The 16515-nt window shown below is 34.6% G+C and carries 12 protein-coding genes; 10 read left to right on the forward strand and 2 right to left on the reverse strand.

The genetic code is table 11. The features are described from left to right. Positions 1 to 4: 4 nt before the first annotated feature. The gene (locus tag ACTTG8_RS03125; protein WP_442560666.1) at positions 5 to 3439 is read left to right on the forward strand and encodes an FtsX-like permease family protein; all 3435 of its coding nucleotides are present in this window, start codon (positions 5 to 7) and stop codon (positions 3437 to 3439) included. Between the two features lie 238 nt (positions 3440 to 3677). Beyond that, the gene (locus tag ACTTG8_RS03130; RefSeq protein WP_442560667.1) at positions 3678 to 4628 is read left to right on the forward strand and encodes a diguanylate cyclase; all 951 of its coding nucleotides are present in this window, start codon (positions 3678 to 3680) and stop codon (positions 4626 to 4628) included. A 42-nt stretch (positions 4629 to 4670) separates the two neighbouring features. On the opposite strand, the gene ACTTG8_RS03135 is transcribed toward ACTTG8_RS03130, so the two are convergent. Next, a complete protein-coding gene (locus ACTTG8_RS03135; protein WP_442560668.1) occupies positions 4671 to 5363 on the reverse strand; it encodes a class A sortase in 693 nt (230 codons plus the stop codon). A gap of 110 nt (positions 5364 to 5473) precedes the next feature. Between ACTTG8_RS03135 and ACTTG8_RS03140 the strand changes: the two genes are divergently transcribed. From ACTTG8_RS03140 to ACTTG8_RS03175, 8 genes are all read left to right on the forward strand, one after another. Beyond that, positions 5474 to 6640: a class I SAM-dependent methyltransferase gene (locus ACTTG8_RS03140; protein WP_442560669.1), complete on the forward strand. Its 1167-nt coding sequence runs from the start codon at positions 5474 to 5476 to the stop codon at positions 6638 to 6640. Between the two features lie 64 nt (positions 6641 to 6704). Beyond that, the gene (locus ACTTG8_RS03145; RefSeq protein WP_442560670.1) at positions 6705 to 7916 is read left to right on the forward strand and encodes a DUF819 family protein; all 1212 of its coding nucleotides are present in this window, start codon (positions 6705 to 6707) and stop codon (positions 7914 to 7916) included. A 36-nt stretch (positions 7917 to 7952) separates the two neighbouring features. Beyond that, positions 7953 to 9455 carry a UDP-glucose--hexose-1-phosphate uridylyltransferase gene (gene galT, locus ACTTG8_RS03150; protein WP_442560671.1) on the forward strand — a complete coding sequence of 501 codons (1503 nt, stop codon included), beginning with the start codon at positions 7953 to 7955 and terminating at the stop codon, positions 9453 to 9455. A 21-nt stretch (positions 9456 to 9476) separates the two neighbouring features. Further along, positions 9477 to 10043 (forward strand): phosphatase PAP2 family protein, encoded by a 567-nt coding sequence (locus tag ACTTG8_RS03155; RefSeq protein ID WP_442560672.1) that lies wholly within the window; start codon positions 9477 to 9479, stop codon positions 10041 to 10043. Position 10044: 1 nt separating this feature from the next. Further along, positions 10045 to 11010, forward strand: a complete 966-nt coding sequence (locus ACTTG8_RS03160) for a hypothetical protein (protein WP_442560673.1) — start codon at positions 10045 to 10047, stop codon at positions 11008 to 11010. 145 nt (positions 11011 to 11155) lie between these two features. Further along, positions 11156 to 12013, forward strand: coding sequence for a DMT family transporter (locus tag ACTTG8_RS03165; RefSeq protein WP_442560674.1), 858 nt, complete (start codon positions 11156 to 11158; stop codon positions 12011 to 12013). Between the two features lie 142 nt (positions 12014 to 12155). Continuing rightward, the gene (locus ACTTG8_RS03170; protein WP_442560675.1) at positions 12156 to 13949 is read left to right on the forward strand and encodes a heme NO-binding domain-containing protein; all 1794 of its coding nucleotides are present in this window, start codon (positions 12156 to 12158) and stop codon (positions 13947 to 13949) included. Between the two features lie 211 nt (positions 13950 to 14160). After that, positions 14161 to 15072 (forward strand): EamA family transporter, encoded by a 912-nt coding sequence (locus ACTTG8_RS03175; protein ID WP_442560676.1) that lies wholly within the window; start codon positions 14161 to 14163, stop codon positions 15070 to 15072. Between the two features lie 54 nt (positions 15073 to 15126). On the opposite strand, the gene ACTTG8_RS03180 is transcribed toward ACTTG8_RS03175, so the two are convergent. Then, positions 15127 to 16491, reverse strand: coding sequence for an MATE family efflux transporter (locus ACTTG8_RS03180; RefSeq protein WP_442560677.1), 1365 nt, complete (start codon positions 16489 to 16491; stop codon positions 15127 to 15129). Positions 16492 to 16515: the final 24 nt, after the last annotated feature.

A 16515-nucleotide genomic window follows, 5' to 3' on the forward strand; every position in this document is an offset into this window, starting at 1 on the left:
GGGTATGATGAAAAATAAACTAATAGTAGATTTTTTTAGGGAAATAGTGCGTAATTTTGGACGCTTTATTTCCATTTTCTTTATCGTGATGCTTGGAACAGCATTTTTTGCAGGACTTCGTTCCTCAGGAAGTGATATGAGGATATCAGCAGACAAGTTTTATGATGATACTAAGCTTATGGACTTTAAGATATTAAGCACCCTTGGTCTTACTGATGAAGATTTGGCTGATATAAAAATGATAAATGGCGTAGAAAGTGTAGAGGGAGGTCATACAAAAGAGGTAATCCTAAGTGCCGAAAAAAGAGAGGTAGTAATTAAACTTATAGGAATTACAAAGGGTATAAATGAGCCATATATTACAGCAGGAAGAATGCCTGAAAAAAGTGATGAATGTCTTGTAGATGAGGAAATATTATGGTTTACTGATTACAGGCTGGGAGACAAGATAATTCTTTCTACAGATGATGACTCTAACCTTTCCTCAGACCTTAAAAATGGGACTTATACGATAACCGGTTTTTGTAATCTGCCTTATTATCCGGAGAGAGGCAGCAGGGGGACAAGCTCAGTCGGAGACGGCTCTATTGATATATTTATAATGATACCTAAGGAGAATTTTAAGTCTGATATCTATACAGAAGTCTATGTGGCAGCAAGTAATATGAAAGCCTTAATGACTTATTCAAAGACTTATGAAGATAAGATTAAAGTTATTAAAGAGGATATTAAAGGGCTTGAAACTAAGATAAATGGTAGAAGATATGAAGAAGTAAAAACTGAGGCAGAGAATAAGCTTAAAGATGCAGAAAAGAAACTTAAAGATGGAGAGAAAAAGCTAAGTGATACTAAAAAGAAGATAGATAACTCAAAGAAAAAAATAAAAAAAGGTGAAAATAAGCTTACTAAAGAAGAGAAAAAAATAGTAGATGCAGAGAATGAGCTTGCTGATGGGAAAAATAAATTATTAGAGGCAAAAATAGAATTAAAAGATGGTGAAGAAAAGCTTGATTCTTCTGAAAAGCTCTTAGAAGATAAAGAAAAAGAGTTTAAAGAGGGAGAAGAAGAATATAACTTAGGACTTGCAAATCTAAATAAAGCAAGAGAAAAGCTGTATAAGGGAGAAAAAAAGTATAAAGAGGGACTGAATAAATATAAGGCAGGAAAGGCTGAATATGAAAAAAACTTTAAAGCTTATGAAGAAGGGTTAAACAGTTATGTAGAGGCTAAGGCAAAGCTTGATATGGCAGAACAGGCAGGAATGGCTCTACCAGAGGCTAAAGCTAAGCTTGAGGGAGAAAAAGCTGTGCTGGATGAGGCTAAGCTAAAACTTGATGAAACAAAACTTACCCTTGATGAGAATAAAGAAACTCTGGCTGCAAGCAAAACAAAGCTTGAAGAAGGAAAGGCAGAGCTTGAGGAAAATGAAAAAGCGCTTGAAGTTGCAAACAAAAAGCTTGAAAGTGGTAAAAAGGAAATTGAAGAGGGCAAGTCTACACTTGTAGAAAAAAAGGCTGAGCTTGAAGATGCCGGAAGAAAAATATGGGAGAATGAAGAGAAATTAACAGAGGCTTGGCAAGAGCTTTCAGATGGCAAGAAAGAGCTTGATAAAGCAAAGGAAAAGCTTGCAAAGAGCAAAGAAAAGCTAGAAAAAGCTGAGAAAAAATACAATAAAGAACTTCCAAAAGCAAATAAGAAACTTGAAAAAGGCAGAAAGAAACTAGCTAAAGCAAAAAGAGATGTGGCAGATATTAAAGAGCCGGACTTTTATGTGATTGATAGAAATATGATGGAAGGTTATGTAAGCTTTAAGCAGAATACTGAGAGGATGGATAGTCTTGGCAATGTATTCCCTGTTATATTCTTTTTGGTGGCAGCCCTTGTGAGCCTTACAGCAATGACGAGGATGGTTGACGAGAGTAGGATGAGTATGGGTATACTTAAGGCATTAGGTTACAGCAGCTTATCTATTTCTATGAAATATATATTCTATGCATTGTTGGCTACATTAGGTGGTGGAATTATTGGAGTCCTACTAGGAGAGAGGTTTCTTCCACTTTTAATAATAAAATCTTACGGAACTCTATTTACGGGAATGCCTTATTGTTTAACTCCGATTAATTATGAGCAGGCCTTATTTGGCTTGCTTGCAGCAGTATTAAGCACCGTTGTTGCTACATTATTTTCAGTTCTATCTCAATTACTGGAGAATCCGGCATCTCTTATGCGTCCTCTTCCACCAAGCTCCGGCAGAAGGGTGATTTTAGAGCATATAGATTTTATATGGAAGAGGCTTAACTTTACTAGAAAAGCGACAATAAGAAATCTTGCAAGGTACAAAAAAAGGCTGATTATGACAGTAGTAGGCATAGGAGGCTGTATGGGGCTTTTGCTTGTAGGCTTTGGACTTAAGGACTCAATTAATGAGATAGCAAAAAAACAGTATATTAAGATATTTACCTATGATGCCAATATTGCACTTAACTCAAAAGCGAAGACAGAGGAGAAGGAAGAACTTATAAATATAATTAATCAATACAATGGTATTGATAAGACTATTAAGATAAAATTTCAGGCAGTTGACCTTGTAAATGGAGATAAGATAAGGAATACCAACCTTTTTGTGCCTGAAGATGTACTGAAAATAAAAGACTTTTTGAATTTAAAAAATAGAACTACAGGAGTTGAGTTTGATTTTCCCTCAGGAGATGGAGCATGTATATCCGAAAAAACAGCAGTAATGCTGGGAGTTAATGAAGGCGATGTTATAAAAGTGCAGCAGGAAGGGAAAAAACAAGTATCAATAAAAATAGAGAAAATAGCAGAAAATTATGTGTTTCATTATCTTTTCCTTTCACCAAAACTTTATACAAAGCTATATGGAGAAGAGCCGGAATACAACACTATTAATCTGAAATATGATAGGACTGGGATTAATCAGCAAGAACTTGGAGCAAAACTGCTGTCATATTCAGGATGCTCAGGAGTTTATTTTGTGGATGAACTTGAAGAGAACATAGATAGAATGTTGAGAGTGCTGGATTTGGTTGTGTTGGTACTTATTGTGGCAGCAGGTCTACTGGCATTTGTAGTGCTTTATAATTTGAATAGTATTAATATACTTGAAAGAAAAAGGGAACTTGCCACTCTTAAGGTGCTTGGGTTTTATGATAATGAGGTTTCACAGTATGTGTATAGGGAAAACATTTTACTTACTTTTTTTGGAATAATGGTGGGGCTGATATTTGGCACAATACTTCACCGATATGTTATTGTGACAGTAGAGGTAGATATGATGATGTTTGGAAGGAATATAAGTATTTTCAGTTATATTATGAGCAGCCTTATTACAATTGGTTTCTCTGTATTGGTTAATTTAGCTATGTATTTTATTATTAAGAAAATAGACATGACAACTTCTCTTAAAAGTGTTGAGTAAAAAAGGGCTGCAAATCAGAGTTTATCTGATTATGCAGCCTTTTCACTTTACGTATCACTCCTTAAAATAAAGTTGCATATTGCGCTCCCATTTTATCATATTAATATGACTTAGGAAAGATAGAAAAAAATTTAACATTAGTCAACAATGCTTGACATAGTGATTAAAACCCATTATTCTTATAGTGATTATGAAAATAGAAATTATCGTAACCATAATGCCTTCACAGGAGGGAAATATGAACCGTAGTACAATTGACATGGAAGATGGTGGTATCTACAAAGTCATGCTTGAAAATATGGATGTAGGTGTTTATTTTGTAGATAAATCCAGACAGATTACATTTTGGAATAAAGGTGCAGAAACAATTAGCGGTTTTTCAAAAGAAGAGGTAGTAGGTAAATTTTGCCATCATGATATCTTAAGTCATGTTGATGAAAAAGGAAATAAAGTATGTGTAGTCGGCTGTCCGTTAAAGGATACAACTGAGGATGGAATCCCCAGGGAAACGGTAGTGTATCTTCATCATAAAGAAGGACACAGGGTAAGGGTAAAAGTAAAGTCCTTTCCTCTATATATAGATAATAAGCTTGTTGGGGCAGGAGAAGTCTTTGAGAAACTTATCGGTAATGAGATAAATAAAGAGTTTAGGGATAGCTGCACAGATATAAGCTGCTCTATAGAGGAATTAAAAATACTTGCTTTATATGATAAGCTTACGGAACTTCCTAACAGAAGATATTTAGAGTCAATCCTCGAATCAAGGTTTATGGAGTATAAACATTTACACCTTACCTTTGGAATACTTTTTATGGATATAGATAATTTTAGGAATTTTAATAATACTTATGGTCATGACATGGGTGATAAGGTATTGAAAGTGGTGGCAAATACTTTCATAAGTGCAATAAGAAAGACAGATTTTGTGGGAAGATGGGGAGGCGAGGAATTTATAGGAATTTTCCCTATGGTAAGTAAAATTGAACTGGAGGCTATAGCAGAAAAAATAAGAGTGCTTACAGAAAATTCAGCTCTTAGAGAGGATGATGGTGGTAGATATAGTATTACAGTTTCAATTGGTGGAACTATAATAAATGAGAAGGATGACATAGAGTCTCTTATAAAAAGGTCTGATGATAAGATGTACATAAGTAAGAAAATGGGCAAAAACAGGGTAACAATAGAATAATATGAAGTCCCATAGGCATATATATTGCTATGGGACTTCATATTATTTTGTTATCATACTTTCCTCGCTATACTTATATTTTTTTACAAATTTTCCTATAGCAAAAAAACGGTTGTTTGTCCAAGTTCCCTTATCACAGGTCATAAGAGATATGATAGGTTTTCCAATCTTATCAGCTGCAGTATTATCTAAAAGCTCAAGAGAAGTATTAGGTACAATTTTAGTTTCAATTACTTTGTATTCATAAATTTTATTTTTATCTGTAATTTTTATAATTGCGCCCTTTTTTATATCCATAAGAGAGCCGAAAAGAAGACTTTTATCACCATTGTTATGGCCGGCGAGAGTGTAGTTTCCTTTGCCCATTTTGTCATCAGGTTTCATTGTGCCTACACCTCTTAAGAGATTATAGTTGGTAGTACCCTTAAAAATACAGAGGTTCATGTCCAGAGAAGGTATTACAAGTTGGCCTATAAGAAGATTTTTGTCGATTGGGGCATGGTCAAGTAATGTACCTGTAGGAGATATTTCCTCTACCTGTTCAAAATCAAATATTTCTTCCGGTTGTTCCTTTTCTTCATTTTCTTTAAGTATTTCAGGAGGTATTTCCTCTATAATTTTTACAGCAGTTCTGACTTCATCTTTAATTTTAAACTTACTATAAGTAGGTAGGAGCATTAAGGTAATGCCGGAGAGTATAAGCAGGAGAAAAATAAATTTTTTTAAAATTTTCATACTAAAATCATCCTTTAACATGTTATAATTAAGAAAAAGGAATTAACCTTTTTATAAGTATAGCATAATTTTGTGATTTTGTCAGTTGTTTAATAAATGAAAGGATTTTTATGAAAAATAGGGCTATTACGTTGAAGGAAACAGTAGAAGAGCTTATGAGGCTTTCTCCAATTAAAATAATAATAAGTAATAATGTATCAAAAAGCTTAGTTGTGAAACGGATTCAGATAGAGAAGAAGGAGAGATATTATCAGGCGGCAAGCTATACTGCAACGCAGGTATTTCATAAAAATCTGGATGAAGAAGGGGTTAAAAGGCTTTGTCTTGATGAGCTTGGTGAGAACTTCTTACAGTTAAATGCTTGGACATTGTCAGAAGAAGTATCAATTAAGCTTACAAAGAAACGGAAGGTATTTTTTGATATAAAAAGAGCAGATAATAAGGCTTTGGCTGAAGAAGTAAGAAGTAATAACAGGAAGAAGAATTATATACTTGAAGAAGGAAGGGCTATTGAACCTTTGGTAGATATGGGAATTTTTACTGCTGAGGGCAAGGTGGTTAATGCTATGTATGATAAATACAAGCAGATAAACAGATTTATCGAAATTATAGATGATGAACTTAAAAAGAAAATAATTACGCATTTAAATATCATAGATTTTGGATGTGGAAAATCTTACCTTACTTTTATAGTTTATTATTATCTCACTCAGATTAAGAAAATAAAGGTCAATATGATAGGGCTTGACCTCAAAGAGGAGGTAATTAAAAAATGTAATGAGGCGGCAGAAAAATACGGATATGACACGCTTTCATTTGAATTAGGAGACATAAATGGATATTATGCTCCGTTTAAGGTTGACATGGTAATTACTTTGCATGCCTGTGATAGGGCTACGGACTTTGCGATACACAACGCAATTAATTGGGGAGCAACTTATATTTTTTCTGTACCCTGCTGTCAGCATGAGCTGAATAATCAAATAAGAAGTGATGAGTTTTCACTGATGACTAAGTATGGTATAATAAAAGAAAGGTTTTCTGCCCTAATAACGGATGCGGTGCGTGGTAATATGTTGGAATATATGGGATATAATGTCAATCTGTTAGAGTTTGTAGACCTTAGCCATACACCTAAGAATATACTTATAAGGGCGGTAAAAAATCCTAATAAGCAAAAATTTGTGAAAGAGAGAGCCGTAGAAGAGGTAAAGAGAATGATGGGGGAATATGGACTAAGTCCTACACTTTACAGGCTTATAGTAGAAAAACATTGACATATTATTCTGTTAGATATATAGTTTTGATATGAATTTTATGCTGGGAGAAGGAGGTTATTGTATGGGGACATTAACTTTTATTGGGGCAGATGATACGTGGGCTCTATGGACAATTTTAGCTGTGTGTGCAGCCCTTGCTATTTACTTAGAGCAGAGATATGCTTGGGCAGGTAAAGTCACAGGCTGTATTTTGGCATCTGTATTCACAATGGTTCTTTCGAACTTTGGGATAATACCTACAGATGCACAGGTTTATGATAATGTATTGGGTTATGCGGTACCACTTGCAATACCATTATTGCTTTTTAATGCCGATATTAAGAAAATCAAAAAAGAGTCGGGACGTGCCTTGGCAATGTATCTGATAAGTAGTATAGGTACTATAGCCGGAGGATTTATAGCATATTTTGTATTAAAAAATGTAATTCCTGACCTTGGCAGAATAATACCTATGTTTGTAGGTACTTATACAGGTGGTTCAGTAAATCTTATAGCATTGTCGCAGTATTATGAGGTATCGTGTCAGATAGTATCTGCAGCTATCGTGGCGGATAATGTTGTTATGATAATTTATATTTTGGTACTTATCTCAATACCGGGAATGGCAATTATTAAAAAAATATATAGGTATACATATGAAGAAGGGGTTAAAAGCTGTGCTGAAGAAAGTGAAAATAAAAATATGGTTGCCAATTATTGGGCGGTAAGAGGAATTTCACTTAAAGATATGGCGGTTGCAATAGCAATAGCTTTTACAATTGTTACGATAGCTACAAAAATCTCTCTGCGTATTAAAAGTACTTTCCCGGGAGGCGGTATAACCAGTAAGTTTGTATCCGGATTTCTTGGTAACAAATATCTTATTATGGTGTTGTTAATTGTGACTATAGCATCTATATTTCCCAATAAGATGTCAAAGATAAAAGGTGCTCAGGAAATAGGAACTTTTCTTATCTATATGTTTTTTGCGATTATAGGTGCTCCGGCATCACTTATTACTGTTATAAAAGAGGCACCCTTACTTCTTGTAGTGGCAGTAATTATAGTTGCAGTCAATATGGTTTTATCATTTACTTTGGGTAGATTATTTAATTTTACTGTGGAAGAGATAATGATTGCCTCAAATGCAAACATAGGAGGCCCTACTACAGCGGCAGCTATGGCAGTATCAAAGGGATGGGTGGAATTTATAATACCTAGTATTCTAATAGGAACACTGGGTTATGTTTTGGGGCATTATTTTGGAATTTTTTCCGGTATGATGTTGATTTAGAGGGGAAAATAATTTTATATAACAAGGAGAATGGTTATGATTTACAATGCTATTGACAGGCTTATTGCTTTTGGCCTTGCAAAAGGATTATTAGAAGAAAATGATGTTTTGTATACAAGAAATAAACTTCTTTATACTCTTGGACTTTCAGATTATCAGGGAAGTGGAGAAGTGGCAGAGTGTAAGGAGGAGCTTGCTGAGATTTTAAAAGATATTTTGAAATATGCAATGGAAGAAGGGATTGTAAGCGATTCAGTTACAGAGCAGGATTTGTTTGATACCAAGATTATGGATTGTCTGCTTGGCAGGCCATCAGAGGTAGTGGCTAAGTTTAAGGCTCTATTTAAGAAAAGTCCTAAGGAGGCTACTGATTGGTATTATGGTTTCAGCAAGGCTACTAATTATATTAGAGAAGATAGGATTGTAAAAGATGTAAAGTGGCAGGCAGATTCTCCTTATGGCAAGCTCGATATAACTATCAATCTTTCTAAGCCTGAGAAAGACCCTAAGGCCATAGCTGCAGCTAAAAAAATGGTACAGACAGGCTATCCTAAATGTCTTCTTTGTAGAGAAAATGAGGGGTTTGCAGGAGATATGAATAAGCCTGCAAGGGAAAATCATAGGATTATACCACTCACTCTTAGTGGAGAAAATTATTTTTTACAGTATTCCCCTTATGTTTATTATAATGAACACTGCATAATCTTGAATGAGGGGCATGTACCGATGAAGATTGATAAGGCAGTTTTTCTTAAGCTACTTGAGTTTACAGAAAAATTTCCACATTATATGGCAGGCTCTAATGCAGATTTGCCTATAGTTGGAGGGTCTATTCTTACACATGACCATTTTCAAGGTGGTAACTATGAATTTCCTATGGCTAGGGCAGGACTTCGTACAGAAGTAAAATTCAAGGGATATGAGGATATAAGTGCAGGAATTGTAAATTGGCCTATGTCTGTAATCCGTCTTACAGGTGCTGATTACAGAAAGATTGCAGAACTTGCAGATAAGATACTTTTGCTTTGGAGAGGATATTCTGATGAAGAAGTAGGTGTGTATGCCGAAAGTAATGGAGAACCTCACAATACTATAACTCCAATAGCAAGACGCAGGGGAGAAGATTTTGAAATAGACTTGGTACTTAGAAATAATAGGACAACTGAAGAGTTTCCTTTAGGTATCTTCCATCCACATGATAAGTTGCACCATATAAAGAAAGAAAACATAGGGCTTATAGAAGTGATGGGACTGGCTGTACTTCCAGGCAGATTGAAAGGTGAGATGGATAGCCTTAGATTAGCTTTGCTTAAGGGAGAAGATATTAGAAAAGACGAAGTTTTAGCTAAACACGCAGACTGGGTAGACGAGTTTATGGCTCGCCATAAAGATTTTAATGAAGAAAATGCAGAAGAAATAATTAGGCAGGAAGTAGGGCTTGTATTTTCAGAGGTTCTTACAGATGCAGGTGTGTATAAAGATGATGAAAATGGAAGAAAGGGAATACTTAGGTTTATAGAAAGGGTAAATGCACTGTAAAATCTAAGTATCAGGTGATGGATGGTAGAAAGTTTAATTAGTTTAGATAATAATATATTGCTTTATTTGCAGGAAAATATAAGGAATCCGGTGCTTGATGCACTGCTTATACCTTTTACTTTATCAAATAATTCGGGTATAGTCTGTTTTATAATAATAGCTTTATTTTTGTATTTTAAAAAACTTAGAAAAGTAGGGATTTTAATGGGTGTATCCCTTGCGATTGAATTTGTAATAACTAATGTTGTTATGAAAAATTGGGTGGCGAGAATAAGGCCTTATGAGCTGATAGATGGCCTTACTCTTTCGGTCAGTAAGGCTACAGACTATTCGTTTCCGTCAGGCCATACAGGAAGTGCCTTTGCACTGGCAGTTGTGGTCTTTATGCTAATGCCTAGGAAATACGGAATAATAGCACTGTTACTTGCATTTTTGATGGGATTTTCAAGACTGTATGTAGGCATACATTATCCAAGCGATGTGCTTGGTGGGATGGTATTGGGAGCTATAACCTCGATAATTGCAGTTAAGTGCTTTGGAGAGAAAACAGAAAATATATGTAACAAATGTAGTAAGGAGAGTTTTTAGAATGAGAAACATAAGAAAGTTATTATTTACATTGATATTTATGATGTCTGTAACAGCTGTATACTCATATAATTTAGTAAAGGCTGATACAATAAATATTACAGTTTCATCTGATTCATCTGAGTATGGAAAAATAACCGGAGTTGATATTCAAAATGCTTTGGACAGGGCGATGGAGGATTCTAATAATGAATATATTATTACTGTTCCAAAAGGAACCTATATGTTAAGTAGAGGTCTTCACATATATAGCAACACTACGCTTAATCTACAGGGAGTTGTAATAAAGCATCCGGGAACCGGAATAGGAGCAATGATACAGGTAGGATATCCGAGAAGAGAGACTGGAAAGTCTACAAGTAAAGGTGGAGGATACACTGCAGGAAAATATTCCAGAGGTAAAAATATCAATATTAATGGAGGGACTTTTGATGCAGGGAGCAATTCCGTCGAGGATGTAAGCACTCTCTTTACATTTTCACATGTAGAAAAGCTTAAGATAACAGGTACTAAGTTTGTATATAAACCTAATGAATGGGATAATGCTCATATGATAGAGTTTGGAGCTGCTAAGGATGTATTAATAAAAAAATGTGAATTTATTGCCAATGGTAAGGTGGATGAGGCAATTCAGATAGAGTCTGCAAGAAAAGGTGTGTCACATTCTGACCTCATGGGGAAAGAAGATGGTACTCCTACTATAAATGTGAAAATAGAAGGCTGTAGATTTGTGAATTTTATTTATGGACTTGGTACTAACCATGGAATTGATAAAGATGTTTATAAAGGAATGGTAATAAAGAATAATGAATTTGAAAAGATAGAAAAATATGCCATCTGTGTATACAATTTTGATGCTGTAATATCAGGTAATAAGATTAAAGGAAAAAAAAGGAGCTTTGAAAGCTATATATTAAAGCTAGGCAAAAGAAATAATCTTAAATTGACTAATAATTTTTTAAAATAGATAGAGCTTTATAAAATGTATTAATTATAAAATAAATGGCAGTGTAGGCTGTTCACTTGTAGAGCCTTATGCTGCCTTTTAATTTTGACTCACATAATTTAATAATGATTATAGAGTTATTGACAAAATATACGGAGTAATATACATGAATTTATCAAATAAACAGAAGGGAATTCTATGTATCCTTTTAGCAGGCTTAGGCTTTGCCTTGATGGGCTTGTTTGTGAAGTTTGCAGGCGATGTTCCGACAATGCAGAAGGCATTTTTTAGGAATGTTGTTCCTGTTTTTATAGCAGGAGCAGGGCTTAGAGGACTGGGAGAAGAAATAAAGCTAAGTAAAGGGGATTTGAAGTTTCTTATACTAAGAGCCTCTTTCGGTACGGCAGGAATAATTTGTAATTTTTATGCCTTAGACCATCTGAAATTATCAGATGCTAATATGTTAAATAAGCTATCACCTTTTTTTGCAATTATATTTTCATTTATAATTTTGAAAGAAAAGATAAGTATATTTCAAGGGATAGCAGTTTTGGGGGCTTTTGTAGGGGCTTTATTTATAATAAAGCCGACAGGTGATGTAACTATGTTTCCTGCACTTATCGGAGCATTAGGCGGAGTAGGGGCAGGAGCAGCATATACTATGGTAAGGATACTTGGCAAAAGACGGGTGAACGGTAAACTGGTTGTATTTTTCTTCTCAGTTTTCTCCTGTTTGGTCAGCTTTCCTTTTTTAGTTATGCAGTTTGAACCAATGAGCTTAAATCAGACATTTTTACTATTACTTAGTGGAATTGCAGCTGCAGTAGGTCAGCTTGCGATAACGAAGGCTTATTTCTATGCTCCTGCAAAGGAAATTTCAATTTACGATTACAATCAGATAATATTATCTGCGGTTTTAGGATTTGTTTTCTTAAATCAACTCCCTGATTTATACAGCTTTTTTGGTTATGCTATTATATTTGGAATGGGGATTTGGATGTATTTTTATAATCAAAATAGATAGTATTTCCTAGAATGTAATATGGATTTTGAATTATAATTTATTTGAAATATACATTTAATAATGCTATAATTCAAGATAAGCTAACCATTAAGATAATATGCTGATAAAGTAAATATTAACAAAGATTAAGGAGAAAGTGCCAATGAAAGGAACTGTTGTAGCATCTTGGCTGACATCATGTAGAAGACTTTTTGGAGATGATTCGGTGAATAAGGCTCTTGAAAAATATAATTTGAAACCGGGACATATTTTTTCACCACTTGAAGATGTAGATGATAAGATAGCTGTAGGGATGGTTGAGTTTATAGGTCAGAAAGCAGGAAAAAATAGTGAGCAGATTTGGGAGATAATGGGTCAGGAGAATATAAGGACATTTGTTCAGTTTTATCCGGGCTTTTTTAGGCATGAAAATGCATATCATTTTCTTAAATCAATGAATGATGTACATGCTATAGTTATGAAGAGGTTTAAGGGAGCTGTCCCACCGGTACTTGACCTTACAGCAGTTGACTCCAATAAGGCAGAGCTTGTATACAGGTCGAAAAGGCAGATGGGTGGCTATCTTAAAGGTCTTTTAAAAGGAGTGTTTGAGCATTTTAAAGAAAAAGTAGATGTTAAGATTGTAAGCCAGAGTAGTACGGAAATTAGAATTGAACTTACTTTTGAAAAACAGATATCCTATACTAAGACATATAGACTTAATAAACTTCTTTCTTTAGGCTTTATTAAAAATTCTGTATACAAAACATCTTTATTTACTATGATTGGAGTAGGAATAACAAGTTTTGTTTCTTTTGGACTAAGCTGGGAGCCGGCAGTAGTTACCTTGGTTTCAGGCATTATTCCATTGTTATTGGGTATGCTTTTTAATAGTCCTGTTAGAGATGTACAGGCAGAACTTGAAGATTTGAAACAGAGAAGATTTATTACTAATATGATACTTGATAGTGGAGATGAGTATCAGGCTCTTGCAGAGGATATTGCAAAAGTTAAGGAAGTAGTACAGAAAGATTTTATTGATTTTAATGCTGTAGTAGATGAAATGCATGGCTTTAACATGTCTTTAGGAGATATTTCCGGAAATATGAGAAATACTTCTGATAATATAAAGAGCGTGATGGGTAAGGTTACTGATGATACAAGTAGACAGGCTAGTGAGACAGAAAGGCTTGTCAATGTGTTAAATGGAAGTGTGAATAATATAACAGAAATTTCTGAAGAAAGCCAAGAAAATAAGACAAAGATTGAAGAGGCAATGAAGGGCATAAGAGAAAGTTTCTCAGGAGTAAAGAAGACTGCATCAGAGATAAATGGAGTTCTTGACGGACTTGGAACAATTAGAGAAAGTGGAGCTGCTCTTCAGGAAGATGCAGATAAAATGGTTCAGATTGTTTCAATAGTTTCAGGAATTGCAAATCAGATAAATCTTTTAGCACTTAATGCCTCTATTGAGGCTGCAAGAGCAGGTGAGGCAGGTAAGGGTTTTGCAGTTGTAGCAGAGGAAGTAAGAAAGCTTTCTGTAGAAACGGATAATGCTGTAGAAGAAATAAATCAGAACCTTACAGGTTTTGTAGCTAATATGAGAGAAGTTGTATCAGGCATAGATAATCAGTATCAGGTGTTGGCATCGGAAAATGAATCTCTTGATAAGGCAGTTGACACTTCCGAAGTATCTAATAATAATCTTCAGGCTGTATCGGTGCTTATGATTGATAATTCTCAGAAACTGAAAGGTGAGGCAGAGTCTATTTCTGAATTGTTTGAAAATATTAAGACTCTTACAGCTATAGCTGAAGAAAATTCGGGAGCTGTAAGTGAGGTAAATGAAAGTGTAGGTTCTTATATTGAGCAGATACAGGAACTTTCACATCAGATTGGTGTATTTAACACTATGATAGAAGACTTTAAGAAGAGCCTTTCTAAATATCATACCTAATTATAAAGATAACAGATTATCCCTTTAAGGAAATTTATTTCCTTAGAGGGATAATTTTTTGTTGTGTAGAAGTATATATTGGAACATTAATTTATAAAGCTTAATGAGATATTTTCCTATTTTAAAATGCAAGATAGTATTGAAGAGAATAATTACCTGTGTTAAGATATGATGGTTAGTCAAAACTAAAAGGTAGAAAGAGATTAGAATTATGTGGTTATTTTTTACATTGGCGACAACCCTGCTTTGGGGTCTTGCAGAGCTTTTCTATAAGAAAGGGGCACATGCAGAGGAGAAATTCTCTCATCTTAAAATAGTAGTATGTGTCGGTATAATTATGGGTTTACATGGAGCATTTATTCTATGTACTCAAGATGTAGGTTACAATCCGATTAATATGATACAATATTTACCGGTATCACTTTGTTACATTATTTCAATGGCACTTTCTTTTTTTGGAATGCGTTTTATAGAGGAGTCTATTTCAGACCCTATTGAAAATACTTCCGGAGCAATAGTGGCTGTGCTTTCAGTTGCTATTTTAGGCAAAGTAATTTCGGGAGTTTCTGTTGTAGCGATTATAATTATTGTAATTGGTATATTGGGAATAGGTTTTCTTGAGGGGCATGGAGATACGGACAGGAAGAAAAAACTTGGTAAGAAGATGGCGATAGTTGCCTTTGCGATGCCGTTTTGTTATGCGATTATTGATGCTATCGGTTCCTTTCTTGATATTTATTATTTGGATATAGAACTTTCTCCGTTGGTGGGAGTAACTGAGGATACTATTGAAACAGTGGCAAATACATCTTATGAATTTACCTTTGCAATTTGTGCAGTTATAATTATTATTTTTATGAAATTAAAGGGAGTGAAATTTGGACTTTTAGGGCAGAGAGATAAGGTACTAGCAGGTGTATGTGAGACAGCAGGACAGTTTACCTATGTGTATGCGATGAGTGGAAATGGAGCTATTGCAGCCCCTATCATTTCAGCAGTTTGTGTAGTGTCCCTTGTACTTTCTAGGATATTCTTAAAAGAAAAACTTACAAAAATGCAGTATTTATTCCTGTTCTTAGTAATACTGGGAGTGATTACTCTAGCAGTTATTGAAGGGGATTGATGGGAGAATAAAAATGAACCATATACTGAATAGCAGTGTATGGTTCATTTTTTACTAATTTGCCTTGATAAGTTGGCGAATTGATTTAGTATAAACATGATTAAAAAATAAAAATGAAGTTACAAGAGATACAACTTCTGCAATCATAAATGCCCACCATACATTACTTACATTACCTGTTTGTGATAGCAACCAAGCAGCAGGAACTAAAACTACCAGCTGTCTCATTATAGAGACTATAAGTGAATATATACTTTGTGCAAAGGCTTGGAAGATAGAACTTAAAACTATGCCAATAGCAGCAAGAGGAAAGTGGATTGCTATGGTTCTCAGTGCAATTACCCCCATATTCATCATATCGTCAGACGCATTGAACATATTAAGCAGGATTGTAGGTATGAGTTCAAAGGTGATTGTGCCTATTAACATTATACCAAAGGCAAGGCTTAAAGCAAACTTTAATGATTCATCTATTCGTTTTTTATTTTTTGCACCATAATTAAAGGAAAGTACAGGTATGAGTCCGTTGCTAAGTCCAAATACAGGCATAAAGAAAAAGGACTGTAGTTTAAAATATACTCCGAATACAGCTGCGGCAGTAGTTGAAAATGCAATGAGGATGAGGTTCATAGCATAGGTCATAATAGAGCCGATGGATATCATTAAGATGCTAGGAATTGCAATAAGGTAAATTGATTTTATAGTATCGAGGCTAGGTTTAAATATTTGTTTTATGGATATGGTAATTTCAGTGTTGTACTTAAGATTAAGGAAGATACCCATAAATGCACCACAAAACTGCCCTATTACAGTAGCTATTGCAGCTCCTGCAACCCCCATTCTTGGCAAACCTAATAGACCGAATATCATAATAGGGTCTAAGATTATGTTTATTATTGCCCCTGTTAGTTGACTAATCATACTGAGCATAGTTCTGCCTGTGGATTGAAGTAAGCGTTCCATTGTAATCTGTGTAAATACTCCTATGGCTAAGAAACTTATTATTTGTAGATAGATTATTCCGTCTGCCTGTATAGAGGTATTCACTGTCTGACTGGTTATAAATGGTACTGTGACAAAAGCACCTAATAATATGAAGACAATGGTATTTACTAAGACAAGAAAGATGCCGTTATTTGCAGCAGCATTTGATTTGTCAAAGTTCTTCTCGCCAAGCCCATGGGAGAGAAGTACATTAAAACCTACTCCTGTTCCTGTTGCAAGAGCTATCATAAAGTTTTGCATAGGAAAGGCCAAGGTAACTGCAGTAAGTGCATCTTCAGAAAGTTTAGCCACAAAGATACTATCCACAACATTGTATAATGCTTGAACTAACATTGATACTATCATAGGCAGCGACATATTTATTATGAGTTGTTTAACAGGCATTGTACCCATTTTATTTTCTTTTATATTCATTAAACCTCCTAAATTAAAAAAAGT

Origin of the sequence: Catonella sp., assembly GCF_052173895.1 — a bacterium.
Taxonomy (GTDB): domain Bacteria; phylum Bacillota; class Clostridia; order Lachnospirales; family Lachnospiraceae; genus Catonella.

Excerpts from the sequence above, each read along its gene's own strand:
- ACTTG8_RS03125 (WP_442560666.1), top strand. The coding sequence starts at position 5 with ATGATGAAAAATAAACTAATAGTAGATTTTTTTAGGGAAATAGTGCGT.
- ACTTG8_RS03130 (WP_442560667.1), top strand. The coding sequence starts at position 3,678 with ATGAACCGTAGTACAATTGACATGGAAGATGGTGGTATCTACAAAGTC.
- ACTTG8_RS03135 (WP_442560668.1), bottom strand. The coding sequence starts at position 5,363 with ATGAAAATTTTAAAAAAATTTATTTTTCTCCTGCTTATACTCTCCGGC.
- ACTTG8_RS03140 (WP_442560669.1), top strand. The coding sequence starts at position 5,474 with ATGAAAAATAGGGCTATTACGTTGAAGGAAACAGTAGAAGAGCTTATG.
- ACTTG8_RS03145 (WP_442560670.1), top strand. The coding sequence starts at position 6,705 with ATGGGGACATTAACTTTTATTGGGGCAGATGATACGTGGGCTCTATGG.
- galT (WP_442560671.1), top strand. The coding sequence starts at position 7,953 with ATGATTTACAATGCTATTGACAGGCTTATTGCTTTTGGCCTTGCAAAA.
- ACTTG8_RS03155 (WP_442560672.1), top strand. The coding sequence starts at position 9,477 with ATGGTAGAAAGTTTAATTAGTTTAGATAATAATATATTGCTTTATTTG.
- ACTTG8_RS03160 (WP_442560673.1), top strand. The coding sequence starts at position 10,045 with ATGAGAAACATAAGAAAGTTATTATTTACATTGATATTTATGATGTCT.
- ACTTG8_RS03165 (WP_442560674.1), top strand. The coding sequence starts at position 11,156 with ATGAATTTATCAAATAAACAGAAGGGAATTCTATGTATCCTTTTAGCA.
- ACTTG8_RS03170 (WP_442560675.1), top strand. The coding sequence starts at position 12,156 with ATGAAAGGAACTGTTGTAGCATCTTGGCTGACATCATGTAGAAGACTT.
- ACTTG8_RS03175 (WP_442560676.1), top strand. The coding sequence starts at position 14,161 with ATGTGGTTATTTTTTACATTGGCGACAACCCTGCTTTGGGGTCTTGCA.
- ACTTG8_RS03180 (WP_442560677.1), bottom strand. The coding sequence starts at position 16,491 with ATGAATATAAAAGAAAATAAAATGGGTACAATGCCTGTTAAACAACTC.